Consider the following 19,313-nt stretch of genomic DNA (forward strand, 5'->3'; position numbering starts at 1 on the left):
GTGGCGGCCCTCCGAGGAGGACCGCCACCGCCGTTCCGGGTTCCGCCGGGCCCGGGCTACTGCCCGGGAGGCATGCCCTGCTGGCCGCCACCGGTGTTGCTCGGCGTCGGCTTGCCGCCGCCACCGCCGCCCGGCTTGCCGCCACCGTTGCCCGGCGACGTGCTGTCCGTCGGCGAGGGCTGCGTCGGGCAGCCGATCACCGGCAGACAGGAGTTGCCCGGGTGCGGGTTCCTGCTGTTCGACGGGCTCGGCTGGTCGCCGGGGCAGTCGACACCGGGCACACAGGTCTGGGTGGGCTGCGGCTGCACCGGCGGCTGCGGCGCCTGCGACTGGGGCGTCTGGGCCGTCGGGCTGTCGGTCGTGCTCGGGGCCGTCGTCGCGGTGGCGGTGGACGGCGCGCCGGAGGAGTCCACCTCGGTGCCGACCGGCTGCGGGGTCGGGAAGTCCATCTTCTTCTCGTTGGCCAGCGCGGCCTTCATGTACCGGGTGAAGACGTCGGTCGGGATGTCACCACCGTGGATGGACTCCTTGCCGCCGGTGCCGTTGAGCGACTGCCGCTCGTGCTTGGCCGGGTCCTCGCGCCACATCGCGACGCTGGTCACCAGCTGCGGGGTGTAGCCCACCCACCAGGCCGACTTGTTCTGGTCGGTGGTACCGGTCTTGCCGGCCACCGGGCGGCCCAGGTCCTTGGTCTTCTTACCGGTACCGTTCGCCGCCACGTTCACCAGCACGTCGGTGACGTTGTCGGCGACGGCCGGCTCCAGCGCGACCTTGGGGTCCTTCTTGCCGAAGCCCGGGCGCTCCACGCCGCTCACCTCGACCTTGGTGACCGAGTACGGCTCGGCCTCCTTGCCGCTGGCCGCCAGCGTGCCGTAGGCGGTGGCCATCCGGATCGGGCTGATGGTGGAGGTGCCGAGCGGGAAGGTCGCCGTCTTCGGATCGGCGAGGCTGTCCTTCTTGACGCCCATCTGCACCGCGATGTCGGCCACGTTCTGGCCGCCGACGTCCTGGTTGAGCTGGACGAAGGGCACGTTGTACGAGAACTGCATGGCCTGCCGCAGCGAGACGTAGCCGCGCTTGCCGGAGTCCTCGTTCTTCTGCCGGTACGGCTTGCCGTCGTCGCCGATCACCAGCGAGCCGTCCGGCTTGCGGATCTCGGACATGTCGTCGGCGAGGTAGCGGCTGTCGGCGTTTATCCGCTTCGGCTTGCCCTTGTCGTCCTTCGCGGTCTGCACGCCGGTCTGCATCGCGGTGGCCAGCACGAAGGGCTTGAAGGTCGAGCCGACCTGGACGCCGGTGGCGTCGGCGTTGTTGTCGAAGTGGCCGTTCTCCACGCCGTCGCCGCCGTAGAGGGCGACGATCGCGCCGTCGCCGGGGCGGATGCTGGCGGAGCCGAACTGGATGTTGGTGTCGTTGTCCGGGCGCTTCTGCGGGTTGAGGTTCTCCGCCTTGACGGCGTCGACGGCCGCCTTCAGCGCGTCGACCTTGTCCTTCTCGAAGGTGGTGTAGATCTTCAGGCCGCCCCGGTCGATCACCTGCGGGGTGATCGTCTTGTCGGTGGCCATCACGTACTTGTTGGCGGTGTCGACCAGGTAGCTGATCTCACCGTTCATGTTGGAGCTGGGCTTCTGCGGGATCGGGTCCGGGAAGGCGGTGCACTTGGCGCGCTCGTCCGGGGTGATGGCCTTGGTGTCCACCATCTGGTCCAGGATCCAGTTCCACCGGCCCTGTGCCCGTTCCTTGTTGGCCGGGTTGGTGGGGTCGTAGTACGTCGCGCCCTTGAGCAGACCGGCCAGCATGGCGCTCTGGCAGACGTTGAGGTCCTTGGCGTCCACCCCGTAGTACGCCTGGGCGGCCGCCTGGGCACCGTTCGCACCGCGGCCGAACCAGCTGGTGTTCAGGTAGCCCGTGAGGATCTCGTCCTTGTCCTTGTCCTGGTCGACCTTCAGCGTGATGAAGAACTCCTTCACCTTGCGACTGAGGGTCTGTTCCTGACTCAGGTAGGCGTTCTTCACGTACTGCTGGGTGATGGTCGAGGCGCCCTGGGTCTCACCGCCCTTCGCCATGTTCCAGACCGCGCGGAGCATGCCCTTGGGGTCGATGCCGTGGTCGGTCCTGAAGCTCTTGTTCTCCGCGGCGATGACGGCGTTCTGGAGGTTGGGGCTGATGTCCTTGAGCTCGACGATCTGACGGTTGGTCTGGCCCTTGCGGGTCATCTCCGTGCTGTCGGCCCAGTAGTAGATCGTGTTCTGGTTGTTCACCAGCTTGTTCAGCTCGGGGACCTCGGTGGTCTGGTACAGGTAGAACACCAGGCCCACGAAGCAGCCGAAGACCAGCAGGAAGCCGCTCAGCCACTGCTTCCAGGACGGCAGCCAGCGCCGGACGCCGGTCTTGCCGAACCGCGGGTAGTCGATGAAGCGCTTCTTGCCGGGGCCGGCGGCCGCGGCGGAGGCCGCGGCAGCACCGCGATTGCCGCCTCCCTTGCCCTTCTTCTGGGCAGCCTTGCGCATCTCCGCACGGGTCATCCGGGGTTGCTGCGCGGTCTCCCTGACCCCCGAGGGACGCCTACGGCCGACGCCGTCCGAGCGCAGCTCGTCGGGCCCCGGCGCACCTCCCCGACGGCCGCCGCCACCCGGGGGCTGCTGCCCGTCACCGCCCGGGTCGGGCGTCCTTCGCCGTCGCTCGCTCATCTTCCAGCCACTCCTCGCCAGGCGTTTCCAGCCTGAAGGCAGGGTTCACGTCCGATGCCCGCAAACCGCCCTGATCACGGAGGTGGTCCTCGTGCACACGCGACAGCGTACGCAGCACGGAAACACAACTAATCGGACATCAGTTGCCAATGCCCGCAAAACGGCGACAGATCATTACACGCCCGTTGCCAATCCTGCCCGCGCGTCGGCTTGTGATCACATTCACGCGTGCCCCTCTTGCCGGTTCCGGGGGCCGGGTTTACTGTTCTCGATATATCGAGCCGATACATCGAAGCGGAATACCGCCGGATGCAGCGGCCGGACGGACGCCGAGAGGGAGGAGGACGACGGCAGTGGGCAGACGCTCAGGAGTGCTGGAGTTCGCCGTCCTCGGACTGCTCCATGACGCCCCGATGCACGGCTACGAGCTGCGCAAGCGGCTGAACATCCTGCTCGGAACGTTCCGGGCGCTCTCCTACGGGACGCTCTACCCCTGCCTGAAGAGCCTGGTCGCCCAGGGCTTCCTGGTCGAGGACAACCCGGACGTCGAGTACGTCCCGGCCACCGCGCTCAACGGCAAGCGGTCCAAGATCGTCTACCGGCTCTCCGCCGAGGGGAAGCAGCGCTTCGAGGAGTTGCTCGCCGACTCCGGCCCGGACGCCTGGGAGGACGAGCACTTCGGCGTGCACTTCGCGTTCTTCGGCCAGACCGACCGCGCCGTGCGGATGCGCGTCCTGGAGGGACGCCGCAGCCGGCTGGAGGAGCGGCTGGAGCGGATGCGCAACTCGCTGGCCCGCGCCCGCGAGCGGTTCGACGACTACACCGTCGAGCTCCAGCGGCACGGACTGGAGTCGGTGGAGCGCGAGGTCCGCTGGCTCAACGAGCTGATCGAGACCGAGCGGTCCAACCGCACCGGCCGGACCGGCCCCGACACCGGCGGCACCGCCGCCGGCCCCCGCAAGACTTCGGACGGCCGTGGCCAGGAGACCGGGTCCACGGACCCGTCCGGGCCACCGTACGACCGCCCGGGGCGCTCCGCCCAGGAGCGCTGACACCGCGCCAGCCCTGTGCCGCGCGGCAGGATTGGGCGCCTCGCGCCCTTACATGCAGTCATCGAAGAAGCAGGACGAGTTCCGCCGACCCCGGCGGTCCTCATGAGATCACAGGGAGCAACCGGAATGGGTTCGGTTCGCGTAGCCATCGTGGGCGTGGGCAACTGCGCCGCGTCGCTGGTCCAGGGTGTCGAGTACTACAAGGACGCCGACCCGGCCGGCAGGGTCCCCGGGCTGATGCACGTCCAGTTCGGTGACTACCACGTCCGCGACGTGGAGTTCGTCGCCGCCTTCGACGTCGACGCCAAGAAGGTCGGCTTCGACCTGGCCGACGCCATCGGCAACAGCGAGAACAACACCATCAAGATCTGCGACGTGCCGCCGACCGGCGTGACCGTCCAGCGCGGCCACACCCTCGACGGTCTGGGCAAGTACTACCTGGAGACCATCGAGGAGTCGGACGAGGCGCCGGTCGACGTCGTCCAGGTCCTCAAGGACCAGCAGGTCGACGTCCTGGTCTGCTACCTGCCCGTCGGTTCCGAGGACGCGGCCAAGTTCTACGCCCAGTGCGCCATCGACGCCAAGGTCGCCTTCGTGAACGCCCTGCCGGTGTTCATCGCGGGCACCAAGGAGTGGGCCGACAAGTTCACCGAGGCCGGCGTGCCGATCGTCGGTGACGACATCAAGTCCCAGGTCGGCGCGACCATCACGCACCGCGTGATGGCCAAGCTGTTCGAGGACCGCGGTGTCATCCTCGAGCGCACCATGCAGCTGAACGTCGGCGGCAACATGGACTTCAAGAACATGCTCGAGCGCGAGCGCCTGGAGTCCAAGAAGATCTCCAAGACCCAGGCCGTCACCTCGCAGATCCGCGACCGCGAGCTGGGCGCCAAGAACGTCCACATCGGCCCCTCGGACTACGTGGCCTGGCTGGACGACCGCAAGTGGGCCTACGTCCGCCTGGAGGGTCGCGCCTTCGGTGACGTCCCGCTGAACCTGGAGTACAAGCTCGAGGTCTGGGACTCCCCGAACTCCGCCGGTGTCATCATCGACGCCGTGCGCGCCGCGAAGATCGCCAAGGACCGCGGCATCGGCGGCCCGATCCTGTCGGCCTCCTCGTACTTCATGAAGTCCCCGCCGGTCCAGTACTTCGACGACGAGGCCAAGGAGAACGTCGAGAAGTTCATCCGCGGCGAGGTCGAGCGCTGAGCGGCTGACCGCCCGTAGCTCGTCGGAAGGGCCCACGGTCTCCGGATCGTGGGCCCTTCACGTTTTCGCGGCCGATGTTTCACGTGAAACGACGACCGGTTCCATGGCACTCTGGGCGGGTGGCGATCACCGAGAACGGCAGCACCCACCAGTCCGCGCACCGCGCCACGCTCCTCGTCCTGTTGAAGGGCCGTGACTTCCGGCGGCTGCTGACCGCCCGGGTGCTCTCCCAGCTCTCGGACGGCGTCTTCCAGGTCTCGCTCGCCGCGTACGTGGTCTTCTCCCCCGAGAAGCAGTCCTCCCCCGCCGACATCGCCTCGGTGCTGGCCGTGATGCTGCTGCCGTTCTCGGTGATCGGCCCGTTCGCCGGTGTGCTGCTGGACCGCTGGCGCCGCCGCCAGGTGCTCTACTTCGGCAACCTGGCCCGCTTCGGGCTGGGCCTGGGCACCGGCGCGCTGCTGCTGGCACAGGCGCCGACCTGGCTGTTCTTCGCCTCGGCGCTGCTGGTCACCGCGCTCAACCGGTTCATCCTGGCCGGCCTGTCCGCGGCCCTGCCCCGGGTGGTGGAGCAGGACCAGCTGGTCACCGCCAACGCCCTCTCCCCCACCCTCGGAACGGTCGCCGCCGCCTCGGGCGGGGGCATCGGCTTCCTGCTGCACCAGCTGATGGCCCCCGGGCCGAAGGCCGACGCCGCCCTGGTCGCGGTGGCCGCACTGCTCTACCTGTCGGCCGCGCTGGCCGCCCGGCGGATGGACCGCGACCTGCTCGGCCCGGAGCAGCACGAGGACCGGCCCGGGATCGGCCAGGCGCTGGTCCGGGCCGCCGTCGAACTCGGTGCCGCGGTGCGCCACCTGGTCCGGGACTGCCGGCCCGCCGTGCACGCGCTGGCCGCCGTCACCGCGGCCCGGTTCTGCTACGGCGTGCTGATCGTGGTCGTGGTGATGCTCGCCCGGTACACCTTCAACGACCCGACCGACAGCGCGGCCGGGCTGGTCACCCTCGGCCAGGCGGTCGGTCTGTCCGCCGCCGGGTTCTTCGTCGCCGCGCTGGTCAGCCCCTGGTGCACCCGCAGGCTGGGCCTGGCCGGGTGGATGACGGCCTGCCTGGTCGCCCCGGTGGTCTTCGTCCCCGCCCTGGGGCTGAGCTTCACGCCGGCGCCCTGCCTGCTCGCCGCCCTGCTGCTCGGGGTGGTCACCCAGGGCACCAAGATCTGCGCCGACACGGTGGTGCAGGAGTCGGTCGAGGACGAGTACCGCGGCCGGGTCTTCGCCATCTACGACGTACTGTTCAACGTCGCCTTCGTGGCCGCCGCCATGGTCACCGCACTGGTGCTGCCGCTGTCCGGCCGCTCGGTCGCGGTGGTGCTCGGGCTCGCCGGGGTGTACGCCCTGACGGCGGTCCTCTACCTGCGCGCCGCCCGCCGGAACCCGCTCTCCCGGTGACCTGGCCTCCTGGGCCCCTCGGGGGTTCGGGGCCGATGGCGTCCGACCGACTCGCTAAGGTACTCAAACCTGTCGGAACGACAGAACTCTGTCTCGGGGGAAGACCTGATGAGCACACCGCCCAATCCGTACGGACCGCCCTCGCCGGCCCCGGTCGGCCCGCCCGGCGCACCGCCGTACGGGGCACCCGCTCCCCCGCCGTACGGGGCACCCGCTCCCCCGCCGGCCGCGCCGTACGGGCCGCCGCCGGCCTACGGGCAGCCCGCGCCGCCGGCCCCGCCCGGCTACGGACCGCCGCCGGCGTACGGACAGCAGCCCTACGGCCAACAGCCGTACGGGCAGCAGCCGCCCCCCGGGCCGTACGGACAGCCGGGCCCCGGGCCGTACGGGCAGCCGCAGCCCGCCCCGGCGACGCCGGCCGCGCCGGCCGCCAAGCGCGGCATCCGGTCCAAGCTGCGGATCGTCGGGGCGGTCGGCGGCTGCGTGGCGCTGGCGGTGGGCTACTTCGTGGCCGGGCCGAGCGTCAGCAGCGCCAAGCCCGGCGACTGCGTGCGAACGAGCGGCTCCCGCGACGTCGAGATCGTCAAGTGCACTGATTCCAAAGCGAATTACCGTGTGCTGTCGAAGTTCGAGGGCACCACGGACGTGACCCGCTGCCAGCAGACGCCGCAAGCCACGAGCGTGGTCTCGGGCCAGAGCGGCCGCCGCTGGAACAAGAAGCGGTACGTGCTCTGCCTCGGCCCGCTGGCACCCGCCACCACCGGCGTCCCGCCGGTGAAGAAGTCCTGAACTCTTCCGCCTCTCCTTCTCGGGGGACCTCCTTGTCCGCTCCGCCTCCGCCTCCGCCCCAGATGCCGTACGGCCCGCCACCGGGCGACGGCAATCCGTACGCCTCCGGCGGCTCCTACGGCGCCCCGCCCCCGCCGCCGGCCCCGCCCGGGTACGGCTACCCGAGCGCTCCGCCGCCGCCCGAGCAGCCGTACGGCGTCCAGCCCCCGCCGGGCGGTTACGGCTACGGGTACCCACCGCCGCCCCCGGTGGACGGGACCACCTGCCGGTTCTGCGGCGGCTACCCGGCGGTGAACGCCACCGTCCGCGGCCACCAGGGCCTGATCATCGCCTACCGGATGCTGCGGATGACCGGCCCGTTCTGCCGCACCTGCGGCATCGCGACGGTGCGCGACATGTCGGCCCGGACGCTGGTCCAGGGCTGGTGGAGCCTGGTGTCCTGGCTGCTGACCCCGATCACGCTGCTGCTGAACCTCGGCCCGCACAACAAGTTCAAGCAGCTGCCGCCACCCGTCCCTGGCAGCCACGGCCCGCAGCTGAACCCGGGCGTCGCGCTGACCAGCCGGCCGCACATGGCGATGCTGCTGGTGCCGGTCTCGCTGGCGGTCACCGTGGCCCTGGCCGCCACCGGGGTGCTCGGCCCGAAGGAGAACGACCCGGTCGCCGACCCCCAGCCGAGCCCGAGCCGGTACACCATCCCGCCACCGCTGCCCAGCCCCACCTTCACCCTGCCGCCCTACACCCCGCCGCCGCTGCCCACCCCGACGTACACCCTGCCGTCCTACACCCCGCCGGCCGCCGACCCGGCCGACGCCGCCAAGGCCGGAGACTGCCTGCACAACGACGGAAGCGACACCGACCCGAAGATGACCGTGCTGCCCTGCACGGACGCCAAGGCCGAGTACAAGGTGATCTACAAGTACACCGGCACGTCCGACAAGGAGTCCTGCAGCAAGCAGCCGAAGACGACCAGCACGTACTGGGTCAAGCACCCCCTCCTTCCGTCCCTCGACTACGTCCTGTGCCTGCGGGCGGTCGGCTGAGGAACGCGAAGAGGGGGTGGCCCGGGCTCGGGCCACCCCCTCTTCGCGTTCCTCAGCCCTGCGGCTGCCCGGCCCACCAGGCGCGCAGCGCCGAGACCGCCTCGTCGTGCTCCAACGGGCCGTGCTCCAGCCGGAGTTCGAGCATGTGCCTGTACGCCTTGCCGACCTGCGGGCCGGGCTTGAGGCCGAGCAGCTCCATGATCTGGTTGCCGTCCAGCGCCGGGCGGATGGCGTCCAGTTCCTCCTGTGCCTTCAGCTCGCCGATCCGGACCTCCAGACCGTCGTAGGTGCGGGAGAGCGCGGCCGCCTTCTTCTTGTTGCGGGTGGTGCAGTCGGAGCGGGTCAGCTTGTGCAGGCGCTCCAGCAGCGGCCCGGCGTCGGTGACGTAGCGGCGCACCGCGGAGTCGGTCCACTCGCCGCCGCCGTAGCCGTGGAAGCGCAGGTGCAGCTCGACCAGTCGCGAGACGTCCTCGGTGAGCTCCTTGGAGTACTTGAGCTCGCGCATCCGCTTGCGGGTCATCTTGGCGCCGACCACCTCGTGGTGGTGGAAGGAGACCCGGCCGTCCGACTCGAAGCGGCGGGTGCGCGGCTTGCCGATGTCGTGCAGCAGCGAGGCCAGCCGCAGGGTGAGGTCCGGACCGTCCTGCTCCAGGTCGATGGCCTGCTCCAGGACGGTCAGCGAGTGCTCGTAGACGTCCTTGTGCCGGTGGTGCTCGTCCCGCTCCAGCCGCAGTGCCGGCAGCTCGGGCAGCACGTACCCGGCCAGGCCGGTGTCGACCAGCAGCCGCAGGCCCTTCACCGGGTACTTGGCCAGCAGCAGCTTGTTCAGCTCGGCCTGGACCCGCTCGGCGGAGACGATGGTGATCCGCTCGGCCATCGCGGTCATCGCGGCGACCACCTCGGGCACCGGGTCGAAGTCCAGCTGGGCGGCGAAGCGGGCGGCCCGCATCATCCGCAGCGGGTCGTCGGAGAAGGACTCCTCGGGGGTGGCGGGGGTGCGCAGCACCCGGGCCTCCAGGTCCTCCAGGCCGTGGTGCGGGTCGACGAAGCCGCGGCCGGGCAGGTCGACGGCCATCGCGTTGACCGTGAAGTCCCGGCGGACCAGGTCCTCCTCGATGGTGTCGCCGTAGCTGACCTCGGGCTTGCGCGAGGTGCGGTCGTACGCCTCGGAGCGGTAGGTGGTGATCTCGATCAGGAAGGAGCCCTCGGGGGTGTCCTTGCGGGCGCCGACCGTACCGAAGGCGATGCCGACGTCCCAGACCGCGTCCGCCCAGCCCTTGACCAGCTTGAGCACCTGCTGCGGACGGGCGTCGGTGGTGAAGTCCAGGTCGTTGCCGAGCCGGCCGAGCAGCGCGTCCCGGACGGACCCGCCGACCAGCGCCAGCCGGTGACCGGCCGCCTGGAACCGGCGGGCGATCTCGTCGGCGACCGGCGACACCCGCAGCAGCTCTTGGAGGCCGAGGGTCTGGGCCTCGCTCAGGCCTGGTACGACCTGGACGGCGGTGCTGGAACGGTCGGTGCGCGTGGTGGGCTCATTGGCAGTGGACACGGCTCACAAGGGTACGTGGCCCGACAGGTCAACCGCCCGCGCGTTCTGGGCGTCTCACCCCACAGCCCGCAACACTGCACCGCGGGCCGCATCGTTACCATGCCGGTGGACGAGTCTCGGGCACCGGACAGGGGATGCGGTGTCGCGCGCCGCCACCACCCGCGGAATCCCCGCGGCATCGGTGCGGCGACGGCGTCGGGCGAAGAGTTCCAGAAGAGTCAAGCGAAGACCGTCGGGCGGACCGCGCCGGACGGACAGCATCAGCAGCGAACGATCGAGAACGGCGAGGGCGAAGCGAGTGAGTGAGCCGGCACGGCACTCGGGCCTGGGGGCGCACCGACAGCCTGGACGGGCCGAGCGCCCCGCCGAGGGGCGCCATCCGGCCCGCCGGGTACGCCGTGCGGGCCGGATGGCCGCCGCCGCCTGCGCGGCCGCCCTGACCCTGTTCACGGCCGTCCCGGCCGGTGCGCTGCCCTCCGGCGGCAACGTCCGCCCGGCCGCCGACTCCTCCGTCACGGCCGAGTACCCGGTGGTGATGACCATCGACGCGCTGAGCCCCCAGGTGGCCACCCCGAACGGCACCGTGACGATCACCGGGCACGTCACCAACGCGGGCAAGTCGGCGATCAAGGGCGCCCACGCGGCCATCCGCAAGCCGAACAGCAGCAGGCCGCTGGACCGGCGCAGCGATCTGGCCAACGTGGCCGGGCGCTCCACGCCGGACGGCAAGGACGGCGTGGAGCTGGACAGCCCGCAGTACGCCCTGCCGGAGCTGAACCCCGGGCAGAGCCAGCCGTACACCCTGAGCGTCGCGGTGAGCGACCTCGGACTCTCCACGAGCGGCGCGTACGAGCTCGCGGTGGACGCCTGGGGCACGACCGCCGACAACTCGCGCGACCGTGCCCTGGGCATCGCCCGGACCTTCCTGCCGTACAACCCGGGCGGCGCCGAGGCGCAGCCGACGAAGGTCGCCACGATCTGGCCGCTGGTGCACCCGCCGGTGATGGCCGCCCAGACCGTCGCCGACAACGACCAGACCATCTCGGTGCTGCGTGACGACAGCCTGGCCGCCGAGTTCGCCCCGGGCGGCCGGCTGTACGAGCTGGTCGACACCGGCGCCAAGCTGAACGGGCTGACCTGGGTGATCGACCCGGACCTGCTGGACGCCGCGCTCGCGATGACCAAGCCCTACCGGGTGCAGAAGCCGGGCACCGAGGAGTCGGGCAAGTCGGCCAAGGACGACAACACCGTCCAGCTCCCCCCCTCGCCCGCCGCCGTCGCCTGGCTGGACAAGCTGCGGGCCGCCGTCGCCAAGCCGGGCGACCAGGTGGTCTCGCTGCCCTACGCCGACCCGGACCTCGCCTCGATCGCGCACAACGGCTCCGACCTGACCGGGGTGACCACCGCGCTGAGCAAGGCGACCACGGCCGGCCGGCTGACCGTCGAGGGCCGGCTCTCCGTGGACACCCGCTCGGACGTCGCCTGGCCGTTCCAGGGCTACCTCGACCAGCAGATCGCCGCCCTCGCCCAGCAGTCGGGCAGCGGGCTGCTGCTGGTCAACGGCGAGAGCATGCCGGAGCCGGACTCGCTCAACTACACCCCGACCGCCGTCCGCCCGATCGGCAACGGGCAGAACGCCGTGGTGGCCGACGAGACCGTGTCCTCGCTCTTCGACAAGGACCTGAACAGCCCGCAGGCGCAGACCGAGGCCACCCAGCGCTTCCTCGCCGAGACCTTCGCGATCACCCACGAGCAGCCGCAGAACCAGCGCGGGCTGCTGGTCATGCCGCCGCGCGAGCTGAGCGCCGCCAACGCCAAGGCACTGGCGACCGCCCTCCAGACGGCGGACGGCAAGTGGATCTCCTCGGTCAAGCTGGACGCGGTGGCCCAGTCCGCGCCCGACCCGAAGGCCAACACCGCCGTCCCGGCGCCCACCGACTACCCGACCGAGGCCCGGGCCTCGGAGCTGCCGGCGGCCGACCTGAGCCGCACCGACGACATCCAGCGCGACCTGGACACCCTGATGCGGGTGCTCACCCTGCCGCAGCGGGTGCGCGGCCCGTTCAGCGCCGCGATGGTCCGCTCGCTGTCCACCGAGTGGCGCAGCCAGCCGCCGGCCGGGAGCACCTACCGCACCGGCGTCACGGAGTACCTGAAGGAGCTGACCAGGGCCGTCCAGGTGCCGAAGAAGAACGTGGTCACCCTGGCCGGCGACACCGGTCTGCTCCAGGTCAGCGTCCGCAACGACCTGACCCAGACGGTCACCAACCTCAAGCTGGTGCTCACCTCGGCCCAGCCGAACAGGCTGCGGGTGAGCAAGGAGGAGGAGCTGGTCCTCCCGCCCTCGCAGAGCGTGACCCTCCGCTTCAACGCCGAGGCGCACAACAACGGGCCGGTCGCGATGACCGCCCAGCTGTGGACCACCGGCCCCGACTCCCGGCCGTACGGCGAGGCCCGGAAGTTCACGGTGGAGGTCACCTCGGTGACCAACGGCGTGCTGTACGTCTTCGCGGGCGCCGGCGTCCTGCTGCTGCTGGCCGCGCTGCGCTTCGTGCGCCAGCGCAAGCGGCGCGGCGGGCAGCCGCACGAGGACGGCGACCAGCCGGTCGGGGACGCCCCGGCGGAGAGCGGCGCCACGGCTGCCGGGCCCGCTCCGCAACCCCCGGCGGAGGGCACGGCGAAGGAGTCCACCGCGGATCCCGCCGGGGCCCCGGCAGCGGACGGGACCGGCGGGACGGACGACGCCCCTGGTGACGGTCCTGCACAGACACCGCGTGGCAGCAGCCCGGATGGCCGGGATCGGGCCGCCGGTGATGAGAAGGTTGGTCCTTGATACCGCCGACCCCCCGCACCCCCGGGCCGGCCTCCCCCACGACAGCGAAGAGGTGACATGACCGGGCGCAGCGAGGAGCGGCCGCCGGGCCGCGGTGAGAGCCGGCCGGGCGCCGAGTCGCCGTCCGGCGACTGGTACGTGGCCGACACCTACGCCCAGGACCCGTACGCGGTGGACGCCTACGGGCACCCGCAGGACGGCCGGGACCCGTACGGCCTGCAGGCCGGTCGGCCTGCCGCGCCCCAGCCGCCGGCCGCCGCGTACGACGTGCCGCCGCAGCTGCCGCCGCAGGGCGGCGGCTACCCGACGCCGGTGCCGCCGACCCCCTACCAGGCCCCGGAGCAGTTCTCGGCCCCGGTGCCGCCGGTGCAGCCCGGCTGGGACACCCCGGTGCAGCCCGCCTGGCAGCAGGATCCGGCCCCGGCGCAGGCCGCCGGCGGCCACTGGGGCGGCGCCGAGCAGCCCCCGCAGTGGGAGCCGGGCCCGGCGCACTCCGCCTGGGACACCGAGACCACCGAGTACGTCGGGGTGGAGGCGCTGTTCGGCGGCCGCCCGGCTCAGGCCACGGCCCAGCCGCCGGTACCGCAGCCCGCCCCGGCCCCCCAGCCGACCGCCCCCGCGGCCGGCCACGCGCCGTACCCGCCGCCGCCGATGGTCGGCTACCCGGGGCAGCCGCAGCACGGCGGCGCTCCGGGCGGACAGCACCACTTCGTGCCGCCGATCGAGTTCGACCCGCCGCTCTCCGAGCAGGAGGCCACCATGCAGGTGGCCGCCGTCGCCGTGCCCCCGGCGGTGGAGCCGCCGGCGGACGTCATCGCCGACGAGCAGGCCGCCCGGCAGGCGCCCGCGCCCACCGCCGAGCCCGCCAAGGCGGCCGGCGGCGGCAAGGTCTCCAGCCTGCTGAACTCCAGCGCGATCATGGCGGCCGGCACGCTGGTCTCCCGGGGCACCGGCTTCGTCCGGACCATGGTGATCACCGCGGCCATCGGCGTCGGTGTGATGGGCGACTCGTACAACGCGGCGAACACCCTGCCGACCCTGCTGTACATCCTGATCGGCGGCGGCGCGCTGAACGCGGTCTTCGTGCCGCAGCTGGTGCGCAGCATGAAGAACGACGAGGACGGCGGCACCGCGTACGCCAGCCGACTGCTCACCCTGGTGATGGTCGGGCTCGGCGGCGTGGTCTTCCTGGCGGTGCTCGGGGCACCCGTGCTGGTGCAGCTGATCGCGCATCCGATGATGGCCAACCCGGAGCGCGCCGACACCACGGTGGCGATGGCCCGCTACTGCCTGCCGACCATCTTCTTCATGGGCATCCACGTGGTGATGGGCCAGATCCTCAACGCCCGTGGCCGCTTCGGCGCGATGATGTGGACCCCGGTCCTGAACAACATCGTGGTGATCTTCACCTTCTCCGCCTACATCTGGGTCTACGGCGGGTTCGGCACCACCCACGTCACCCCGGAGGGCGTCTCCCCCGAGGGCGTACGGCTGCTCGGCCTCGGCACCCTGGTCGGTCTGGTCGTCCAGTCGCTGGCGATGATCCCGTACCTGCGGGCCGCCGAATTCCGCTACCGGCCCCGCTTCGACTGGCGCGGCCACGGCCTGGGCAAGGCCGCCCGGCTGGCCAAGTGGACGTTCTTCTTCGTGCTCGCCAACCAGGCCGGCTACCTGGTGATCACCCAGCTGTCCACCAAGGCGGGCGCCGCCGCGTCGGCGGCCGGACACGACGGCGTCGGCCTGGCCGCGTTCTCCAACGCACTGCTGATCTGGCAGCTCCCGCAGGCCGTGATCACCGTCTCGATCATGAGCGCGGTGCTCCCCCGGCTCTCCCGTGCGGCGGCCGACGAGGACGCCGGCGCCGTGCGCGACGACATCTCCTACGGGCTGCGCACCACCGCGGTGGCGGTCGTCCCGGCGGCCTTCCTGTTCCTGTCGCTCGGCCCGGTCATCGGCCGGGCGATCTACGCGATCGGCGGCAACGACACCGTCCTGAGCGACGCCACCAACGTCGGTCTGATGCTCTCCGCGTTCGCGCTGGGCCTGATCCCGTACTCCGCCCAGTACGTGATGCTGCGCGGCTTCTACGCCTACGAGGACACCCGCACGCCGTTCTCCAACACCGTCTGGGTCGCGGCCTGCCAGGCCGGCTTCGCGCTGCTGTGCTGGCTGCTGCTGCCCGCCGAGTGGACGGTGACCGGCATCGCCTTCGGCTACGGCCTGGCCTACGCCGTCGGAGTGACGGTCGCGATGCCGAAGCTGAAGAAGCGGATCGGCGGGCTGGACACCAAGCGGATCGGCAGGACGTACAGCCGGCTGGCCGCCGCCTGCGTCCCGGCCGCCGTGGTCGGCGTCGGCGCCAGCCTGGGGATCCAGCAGGTGCTCGGCGGCTGGCCGGGCAGCGTGGCGTCCCTGGTCGTGGCCGGCGGCCTCCAGATGGCGGTCTTCGTGCTCATCGCGAAGCGCCTGCGGATCGAGGAGCTCAACGCCATGCTGGGCATGGTCCGCGGCCGACTGGGCCGCTGACCGTCCGACCACCGGCCGGACGAGCGGGCGCCCCGACCGGACGTCAACCGGAGCGGGACGCTCCAGCGCTCGTCCGGCCGAGTGCTGGGTCACCGGTTGGTTCGGGTCCGCCCGAACGCCGGATGGCGACCCGGTGTCGGATCTGCACCACATCTCTCCACCCGCGTGCAACCGAGCGGACGTCTCAGCGGTCGTACCCGGTGGAGAAGAGTGGGCACAATTGTCCTGGAGCACAGGGCTGCCGACCCTCGGGCTCCAGCGACTCTCTCAGGCCGGGGCGACACAAGGGGAGGCAGGACCACGGTGGCTGATGGCACCAAGGCCGTCGTCGACACGTCAGCAGCTGACGCGGCGACGGACGAGGCCGCGCTGGCCGCGGCGATCGACGAGCTCGCGGGCTCGGAGGACGCCGCCGGGAGCGCCCCCGCGGACGCCCGCGAGGGCGCCGCCGCTGCCGCCGCCCCCGGGCGCACCGACGCGGACGAGGACGGGGACGAGGACGGGGACGAGAAGGAGGACGACGAACCGGCCGCAGGCCCGGACCCGGAGTCCGCCGTCAGCGAGGAGACCTCGGAGATCACCGCCCCGCTCTCGGTCCAGGAGATCCGCGCCGAACTGGCCGCCGGCTCCCCCCGGAAGAAGGCCGCCCCCGAGCCCGCCCGCCCCGCGCGCCGCCCCACCGACCCGCAGCCCACGGTCGACCCGCGCGACACCGCCACCCTCCCGCGCACCCTTCCCGCCCCGCAGCGCCGCAGCGGCGACATGATCGGCCACCGGTACCGGCTGGAGGAGTGCATCTCCGAGACCGAGACCTTCAGCAGCTGGCGCGCCGTCGACGAGAAGCTGCGCCGGGCGGTCGGCGTCCACCTGATGGCCTCGGGCCACCAGCGGGCCCGCAAGGTGCTGGCCGCGGCCAAGTCCGCCGCCCTGCTCGGCGACCCCCGCTTCGTCCAGGTGCTGGACGCCGTCCACGAGGGCGAGCTGGTCTACGTCGTGCGGGAGTGGCTGCCGCACTCCTCCGACCTGGCCAGGCTGCTCGTGAACGGCCCGATGGAGCCGCACGAGGCGTACCAGATGGTCCGCCAGGTCGCCGACGCCGTCGCGGCCGCCCACCAGCGCGGCCAGGCCCACCTGCGGCTCACCCCGCGCTGCGTCCTGCGCACCGACAGCGGCCAGTACCGGATCAACGGCATCGCGGTGGACGCCGCCCTGCGCGGGCTGCCCGCCGAGGACGCCGAGGACGCCCAGCGGGCCGACACCCGCGCGATCGGCGCACTGCTGTTCGCCGCGCTCACCCACCGCTGGCCGTACCCGGAGGACCGCTACGACCTCCAGGGCCTGCCCAAGGACCTCCAGAACGCCGCGCCGGACCAGGTCCGCGCCGGCGTCCACAAGGGCCTGTCCCAGCTCGCCGCGCGGGCCCTGTTCGACCAGCCGCCGCACCACGCCCAGCCGATCACCACCCCGGGGGAGCTGGTCCGGGCGATCGCCCAGCTGCCCCGGATCCGCCAGCCCGAGCCGGAGCTGCCCGACTTCCCGGCCCCGCCCCGGCACAACACCCACGCGCTGCCCACCGCGCCCAACCCGACCCGGGTGGCCGACACCACCGTCGCCCCGCTGCCGGCCTCGTCCCGCCCGGCCTCCTCCCGGCGCACCAAGCGGCGGCTGCGCCGGGTGATCAAGGCCACCGCCTGGACGGTCGCGCTGGGGGCGATCGGCGTCGCGTCCTGGCAGTTCGTCGACAGCCTGCGCCACACCGCGCCGGCCGTCACGTCCCCGCTCCCCTCGGTCAGCAGCACCGCACCGAGCCCGCAGGCCACCACCCACACCCCGGTACCGATCACGATCAAGGACGCGCAGTCGTACAACCCGCTGGGCGAGGGGGTCGACGGCAAGGAGACCTTGGCCAACGCCATCGACGGCAAGCCCGACACCCAGTGGACCACCCAGTGGTACGAGGACCAGTTCTCCCCCAACCTCTACAAGGCTGGCACCGGTCTGCTGCTCGACCTCGGCTCGCCGCAGGCGGTCAGCTCGGTGAACGTCCAGTTCGCCGGGAACCACACGGCGGAGCTCCGGGTGCCCAACGCCTCGGCCGCGGCCAATCCGAAGGGCGCCCCGCTCAACGACTTCACCGTGGTCGGCAAGAAGAGCGGCGGCACGGCCGACTTCACCCTCGACAACCCGGTCACCACGCGTTACCTCCTGGTCTGGCTGACCAGTCTGCCGAAGGATCCCGACGGCAAGTTCCGTGGCCACGTCGCCGAGGTCAAGGCCTTCGGCTGACCCGACGACCGTGACGCGTCCTGCAGCACGGTCGGGCAACACGGACGAACGACCGGGACGGAGGGGGGACGGTGACGGACGGCGTGGACCAGCCGGACGACGACGCGGCGCTGCTCGCCCGGCACGTCGCCGGCGACCCGGCGGCCTTCGGCCTGCTGGTGGACCGCCACCGCGACCGGCTCTGGGCGGTCGCCCTGCGCACCCTGGGCGACCGCGAGGAGGCCGCCGACGCCCTCCAGGACGCCCTGGTCTCCGCCTTCCGCGCCGCCGCCGGCTTCCAGGGCCGCTCGGCGGTCACCACCTGGCTGCACCGGATCGTGGTCAACGCCTGCCTGGACCGCGCCAGGCGCAGCGCCACCCGCCGCACCACCCCGCTCGACGAGGACCCGCAGCGGCTGGACACCCTGGTCGGCACCGCCGAGCCGGCCGACTCCCCGGTGGTCCGGGCCGAGCTGCACCGCGAGCTGACCGCGGCGCTCGCCGAGCTGCCCGCCGAGCAGCGCGCCGCGCTGGTGCTGGTCGACATGCAGGGCTACCCGGTGGCCGAGGCGGCCGAGCTGCTGGGCGTCCCGGTGGGCACCGTGAAGAGCCGCTGCGCACGCGGTCGGGCCCGGCTCCTCCCGCTGGTCCGGCACCTGCGCGAGCCCGGTGTTTCACGTGAAACACCGCCCGCCCCCGGCTCGGCCCCGCCGCGCCGGGACACCCCGGGGAACCCGAAGCGCCCCGGCACCGTCACAGGGACGGGCCCGAGCACCGGTCGGACGGTTCTGGAAGGAGACGCGAGCACCCGATGAACGCCCACCCCTCCTTCCCCGACCCCGCCGACGGCCACCCCCCGGTGGAGCAGCTGGCCGACCTCGCCGAAGGGCTGATCGACTCCCCGGACACCGTCGGAGCGCTGCGGCAGCACCTGGGCGGCTGCGCCGAGTGCCGGGAGACCGTCGACGCGCTCGCCGAGGTGCAGGCGCTGCTCGGCGACGTCGGGACCCCGCCGATGCCGGCCGACGTCGCCGCCCGGCTGGACGCGGCGCTGGCCGAGGCCGCCGCCGAAGCCACCGCCGGGAGCGACCGCGGGTCCGCCGGTCGGCCCCAGGAGGCCCCCGCGGCCGACCGGCGGACCGGAACCCCGGACCGGCCCGCCCGCGCCGCCACGGAGCCCGCCACGCCGCCCTCCGACGCCCTCTCCCGGCCCGCGGACCGACCCGGCAGCCACCGTGCCGACCGACCCACCGGCCGGTCCGACGCGGCCACCGGCCCCGGCCGCTCCCGTCCCCGCCGGCGGCGCTTCGCCCTGCTGCTCGGCACGGCCGCCGCCCTGGCCGCGCTCGGGCTCGGCGGGGCGCTGCTGCTGCACCCCGACGACCGGTCCGGCACGGTGACGGCCGCCGCGGGCGGGGCCCCGACCGCCGACGACCACGGCGCCCGCACCCCGCACGCGGCGGGCGCCGGCACCGACTACCGCGAGGACGAAATCGCCGCCCAGGTCCAGCAGTTGCTGGCCCGCTCGGAGAACGTCCCGGGGCTGCGGGCCACCGGGCCCGCCAAGTCCGAGGGCGCCCTGCCCGCCGACGGTGCCCGACCCGAGCCCGACTCCCCCTCCCTCTCCCCCGCCGACCCGGGCTGCCCGGCCCCCGCCACCGGCAGCCCGCTGGCCACCGACCGGGGCAGCTACCGCGGCGCACCGGTCGACGTCCTGGTCTACCCGCTGCCCGGCCGGCCCGGCTTCGTCGACGTTTACCTGCGCTCCACCGACTGCGGTCCGGTCCTCCTGCACCAGGCCGTTCCCAGCCACTGACCGACGGTTCCCATGCGATCCACGCCAACTGCGCCACGCCGCTTCCGGACTTCGGGCGTCTGGTACTGATCCGCCTGGGAATGCGAGACACTGGTCAGT

General features: G+C 72.5%; 12 protein-coding genes. 10 read left to right on the plus strand and 2 right to left on the minus strand.

What is annotated here, in order from left to right; all coding sequences use genetic code 11:
* Positions 1 to 56 precede the first annotated feature (56 nt).
* Positions 57 to 2,525 carry a transglycosylase domain-containing protein gene (locus tag ACIRRH_RS27140; protein ID WP_403072455.1) on the minus strand — a complete coding sequence of 823 codons (2,469 nt, stop codon included), beginning with the start codon at positions 2,523 to 2,525 and terminating at the stop codon, positions 57 to 59.
* A gap of 518 nt (positions 2,526 to 3,043) precedes the next feature.
* Here ACIRRH_RS27140 and ACIRRH_RS27145 point away from each other — a divergent pair.
* The 5 genes from ACIRRH_RS27145 to ACIRRH_RS27165 all read left to right on the plus strand — a co-directional run bounded on the left by ACIRRH_RS27145 (position 3,044) and on the right by ACIRRH_RS27165 (position 8,225).
* Positions 3,044 to 3,742, plus strand: a complete 699-nt coding sequence (locus ACIRRH_RS27145; protein ID WP_403072457.1) for a PadR family transcriptional regulator — start codon at positions 3,044 to 3,046, stop codon at positions 3,740 to 3,742.
* A 126-nt stretch (positions 3,743 to 3,868) separates the two neighbouring features.
* Positions 3,869 to 4,951 carry an inositol-3-phosphate synthase gene (locus tag ACIRRH_RS27150; RefSeq protein WP_403072460.1) on the plus strand — a complete coding sequence of 361 codons (1,083 nt, stop codon included), beginning with the start codon at positions 3,869 to 3,871 and terminating at the stop codon, positions 4,949 to 4,951.
* 119 nt (positions 4,952 to 5,070) lie between these two features.
* Positions 5,071 to 6,393 (plus strand): MFS transporter, encoded by a 1,323-nt coding sequence (locus ACIRRH_RS27155; RefSeq protein ID WP_403072463.1) that lies wholly within the window; start codon positions 5,071 to 5,073, stop codon positions 6,391 to 6,393.
* A gap of 108 nt (positions 6,394 to 6,501) precedes the next feature.
* A complete protein-coding gene (locus tag ACIRRH_RS27160; RefSeq protein ID WP_403072466.1) occupies positions 6,502 to 7,182 on the plus strand; it encodes a hypothetical protein in 681 nt (226 codons plus the stop codon).
* Positions 7,183 to 7,244: 62 nt separating this feature from the next.
* A complete protein-coding gene (locus tag ACIRRH_RS27165) occupies positions 7,245 to 8,225 on the plus strand; it encodes a hypothetical protein (protein WP_403072469.1) in 981 nt (326 codons plus the stop codon).
* Positions 8,226 to 8,277: 52 nt separating this feature from the next.
* Here the strand turns inward: ACIRRH_RS27165 and ACIRRH_RS27170 are convergent, their stop codons facing one another.
* Entirely contained in the window at positions 8,278 to 9,774 is a 1,497-nt protein-coding gene (locus ACIRRH_RS27170) for a CCA tRNA nucleotidyltransferase (protein ID WP_403072472.1), read from the minus strand.
* 298 nt (positions 9,775 to 10,072) lie between these two features.
* Here ACIRRH_RS27170 and ACIRRH_RS27175 point away from each other — a divergent pair, with 298 nt between their 5' ends.
* The 5 genes from ACIRRH_RS27175 to ACIRRH_RS27195 all read left to right on the plus strand — a co-directional run bounded on the left by ACIRRH_RS27175 (position 10,073) and on the right by ACIRRH_RS27195 (position 19,214).
* A complete protein-coding gene (locus tag ACIRRH_RS27175) occupies positions 10,073 to 12,607 on the plus strand; it encodes a DUF6049 family protein (RefSeq protein ID WP_403072475.1) in 2,535 nt (844 codons plus the stop codon).
* Positions 12,608 to 12,664: 57 nt separating this feature from the next.
* Positions 12,665 to 15,133, plus strand: a complete 2,469-nt coding sequence (gene murJ / locus ACIRRH_RS27180; RefSeq protein WP_403072478.1) for a murein biosynthesis integral membrane protein MurJ — start codon at positions 12,665 to 12,667, stop codon at positions 15,131 to 15,133.
* Between the two features lie 303 nt (positions 15,134 to 15,436).
* Positions 15,437 to 17,419 (plus strand): serine/threonine protein kinase, encoded by a 1,983-nt coding sequence (locus tag ACIRRH_RS27185; protein WP_403072481.1) that lies wholly within the window; start codon positions 15,437 to 15,439, stop codon positions 17,417 to 17,419.
* A gap of 71 nt (positions 17,420 to 17,490) precedes the next feature.
* A complete protein-coding gene (gene sigM / locus ACIRRH_RS27190) occupies positions 17,491 to 18,213 on the plus strand; it encodes an RNA polymerase sigma factor SigM (RefSeq protein WP_403072484.1) in 723 nt (240 codons plus the stop codon).
* Positions 18,210 to 19,214 (plus strand): hypothetical protein, encoded by a 1,005-nt coding sequence (locus tag ACIRRH_RS27195; RefSeq protein ID WP_403072487.1) that lies wholly within the window; start codon positions 18,210 to 18,212, stop codon positions 19,212 to 19,214. The genes sigM and ACIRRH_RS27195 overlap by 4 nt, the downstream gene beginning before the upstream one ends.
* Positions 19,215 to 19,313 lie beyond the last annotated feature (99 nt).

It is taken from the genome of Kitasatospora sp. NPDC101235 (genome assembly GCF_044767505.1).
Lineage (GTDB): Bacteria > Actinomycetota > Actinomycetes > Streptomycetales > Streptomycetaceae > Kitasatospora.

Coding starts and splice junctions, on each gene's coding strand:
- ACIRRH_RS27140 (WP_403072455.1), bottom strand. CDS start 2,525: ATGACCCGTGCGGAGATGCGCAAGGCTGCCCAGAAGAAGGGCAAGGGA.
- ACIRRH_RS27150 (WP_403072460.1), top strand. CDS start 3,869: ATGGGTTCGGTTCGCGTAGCCATCGTGGGCGTGGGCAACTGCGCCGCG.
- ACIRRH_RS27160 (WP_403072466.1), top strand. CDS start 6,502: ATGAGCACACCGCCCAATCCGTACGGACCGCCCTCGCCGGCCCCGGTC.
- ACIRRH_RS27165 (WP_403072469.1), top strand. CDS start 7,245: ATGCCGTACGGCCCGCCACCGGGCGACGGCAATCCGTACGCCTCCGGC.
- murJ (WP_403072478.1), top strand. CDS start 12,665: ATGACCGGGCGCAGCGAGGAGCGGCCGCCGGGCCGCGGTGAGAGCCGG.
- ACIRRH_RS27195 (WP_403072487.1), top strand. CDS start 18,210: ATGAACGCCCACCCCTCCTTCCCCGACCCCGCCGACGGCCACCCCCCG.